This is a genomic window from Photobacterium sp. R1, from assembly GCF_054600795.1.
The window spans coordinates 1-283 of the sequence record NZ_BAAHZP010000443.1; the positions used below are offsets into that span (position 1 = coordinate 1).

The following is a 283-nucleotide window of genomic DNA, read 5'->3' on the forward strand; positions in this document are numbered from 1 at the left end:
TGGCAGATAGCCAGCTGAAAGTGACCCGTAATTTTGGTTTCGATTATTCCTCCTACCGTAACAATATGGTGCTGTCCCACGCATCCCCATTAATGAAACCGACCCAGCTTTACGTGGCCGGCAGCGAGCAAGCCAAAGCCCTGGCTGCGGCGAATGATCGCAATCAGCTCTATATTGACACGGATGCCAAAGCGCCGGATGGCGTGATTCCGTATTTCCCGGGACTGGATGCCGAGCAGGGCTATGTTCGGGTAGGCGATACTGTCGTTAATCTTGAAGGGGT

The 283-nt window shown here is 53.4% G+C and carries 1 pseudogene; it reads left to right on the forward strand.

What is annotated here, in order from left to right:
• Nucleotides 1–283: pseudogene (locus ACYP03_RS25775) on the forward strand (endonuclease); the annotation flags it as partial.